Origin of the sequence: Sinomonas sp. G460-2 (genome assembly GCF_047759905.1) — a bacterium.
In the GTDB taxonomy this organism is placed as follows: domain Bacteria; phylum Actinomycetota; class Actinomycetes; order Actinomycetales; family Micrococcaceae; genus Sinomonas.
Genome location: NZ_JBKZWT010000433.1, coordinates 1 through 2,457 on the forward strand (window position 1 = coordinate 1; position 2,457 = coordinate 2,457).

2 protein-coding genes are annotated in these 2,457 nt (G+C 70.2%); both read right to left on the minus strand.

The window, feature by feature from the left end; all coding sequences use genetic code 11:
• Positions 1–164: 164 nt before the first annotated feature.
• Positions 165–662: an urease accessory protein UreE gene (gene ureE, locus ACLN58_RS20985; RefSeq protein WP_415857162.1), complete on the minus strand. Its 498-nt coding sequence runs from the start codon at positions 660–662 to the stop codon at positions 165–167.
• A gap of 19 nt (positions 663–681) precedes the next feature.
• Positions 682–2,433, minus strand: coding sequence for an urease subunit alpha (gene ureC, locus ACLN58_RS20990; protein ID WP_415857163.1), 1,752 nt, complete (start codon positions 2,431–2,433; stop codon positions 682–684).
• Positions 2,434–2,457 lie beyond the last annotated feature (24 nt).

A 2,457-nucleotide genomic window follows, 5' to 3' on the forward strand; every position in this document is an offset into this window, starting at 1 on the left:
GTGAGCTGCGTCGCGAGGAAGCCCTCGAGCCACGCGAGCAGCGTCGGCTCATCGTGGACCTCGCCGGATTCGAGGTACGCCTCGAGCCCGAACGAATGACTGAACGCGCCCGTGGGCAGGGCCGAGTCGGTGAGCTGCAGGAGCGCGAGCCGGGACATGGCTGCTCAGTGCGTGTGCTCGGCGTGGCGGAACGGGACGGCCATGACCCGCTCCTCGCGCGAGAACGGAATTCGGTGCCGGTCCAGGAAATCCCGCACCGTGTGGTCGTACGGGCACACCATGACCTCGGCCCCATACTCGCTCGCGGCGTCGAAGAACTGGGCCTGGAGGTGCCGGTTCCCGAGCGAGTGCGCCGCGAAGAGCGCCTCCCCCACGGTGCGCGGCGCGATGACGAGCACGTCCGTCGCCTCGATCGAGACGACGATGACGTTCCCGCGCGAGGCGCCCTCGGGCGGTTGGGCCGCGAGGATGTCGCCGTCGCGCAGGTCCGGAGCGCCGGCCGGGAGCCGGATCCCGAGCTCCGTGCCGTGATCGGAGCGCACGCGCAGGATACGCCTCGCGAGGTCGGCGCTCGGCAGGACGACCCGTTCGCGATGGTGACCCTCGTACGCGGCGGAGGCGCCGCCGTCGTGCACGTTGCCGAGGATTTCGGTGACGATCATGTGCTCCCCCCGAGCAAGGTCAGAACAGGAAATAGCGTTGGGCGAGCGGCAGGGTCTCTGCAGGATCGCACGTCGCGAGCTCGCCGTCGACCCTGACCTCGTACGTCTGCGGATCGACCTCGAGGCGCGGGGTCTCGCCGTTGAACGGGAGGTCCGCCTTGCGGAGCGATCGGATCCCGCCGACGGCCCGGATCTGCTTGCGGAGGCCGAGCCGTTCGGGCACGCCCGCCTCGATCGCGGCCTTGGAGAGGAACGTGATCGAGGAGCTTTCGACGCTGCGCCCGTACGCGGCCCACGCCATGCGGAGGGTCTGGGGCTGCGGCGTGGGGATGGACGCGTTCGGATCTCCCATGACCGAATTCGCGATCGTCCCGCCCTTGACAACGAGATCCGGCTTGACCCCGAAGAAGGCGGGGTCCCACAGGACGAGGTCCGCGAACTTGCCGACCTCGACGGACCCCACGGAATCCGCGATGCCCTGCGCGATCGCGGGGTTGATCGTGTACTTCGCGATGTAGCGCTTGATCCGGAAGTTGTCCGCAGGCCCTGGGTCGCCGTCGCGGGCCGGGGCCAGCGGGCCGCGCTGCGCCTTCATCTTGTCCGCGAGCTGCCACGTGCGCGTGATGACCTCGCCCACGCGGCCCATGGCCTGCGAGTCGCTCGACATGATCGAGAACACGCCGAGGTCGTGGAGCACATCCTCCGCCGCGATCGTCTCGGGCCGGATGCGCGAATCCGCGAAGGCGACGTCCTCGGGGATCTGCGGGCTCAGGTGGTGGCACACCATGAGCATGTCGAGGTGCTCCTCGGCGGTGTTGCGCGTGAACGGGATCGTGGGGTTCGTCGAGGCCGGGAGGACGTTCGGCTGGCCCGCGATCGCGATGATGTCCGGCGCGTGGCCGCCGCCGGCGCCCTCGGTATGGAACGTGTGGATCACGCGGTCGCCGATCGCGGCGATGGTGTCCTCGACGAAGCCGCACTCGTTGAGCGTGTCGGTGTGGATCGCGATCTGCACGTCGTACTCGTCCGCGACCCGCAGGGACGCGTCGATCGCCGAGTGCGTCGCGCCCCAGTCCTCGTGGATCTTGAGGCCGATCGCGCCGGCCTCGATCTGCTCGGCGAGCGGCTCGGTGCGGCTCGCGTGGCCCTTGCCGAGGAAGCCGAAGTTCATGGGCAGCCCCTCCGCCGCCTCGAGCATGCGGGCGATGTGCCACGCGCCCGGCGTGACCGTGGTGGCCTTCGTGCCCTCAGCCGGGCCGGTGCCGCCGCCGATCATCGTCGTGATGCCGGACGCGAGCGCCGTCGGGACCTGCTCGGGCGAGATGAAGTGGATGTGGGTGTCGACGCCGCCCGCCGTGAGGATCTTCCGCTCCCCCGCGATGATCTCGGTGGACGCGCCGACCACGATGTCCACGCCGTCCTGCACGAGCGGGTTGCCCGCCTTGCCGATGGCCTGGATGTGGCCGTCGCGGAGGGCGACGTCCGCCTTGTAGATGCCCGTGTAGTCGATGATGAGGGCGTTCGTGATGACGGTGTCGGGGACTTCGGGACCGCCGCCGCCCGAGCCCGAGTCGCCCGCGCGCGTCACCTGGCCGTTCTGCCCCATCCCGTCGCGCAGCACTTTGCCGCCGCCGAACACGACCTCCTCGCCGTACGTCGTGAGGTCGCGCTCGACCTCGGCGAACAGGCCGGTGTCGCCGAGGCGCACGCGGTCGCCGGTTGTGGGGCCGTAGAGCTGCGCGTACTGCGAGCGCGGAATCTCGCGGTTCAGGAGCAGGCTGTGCGGTTCGGCGCC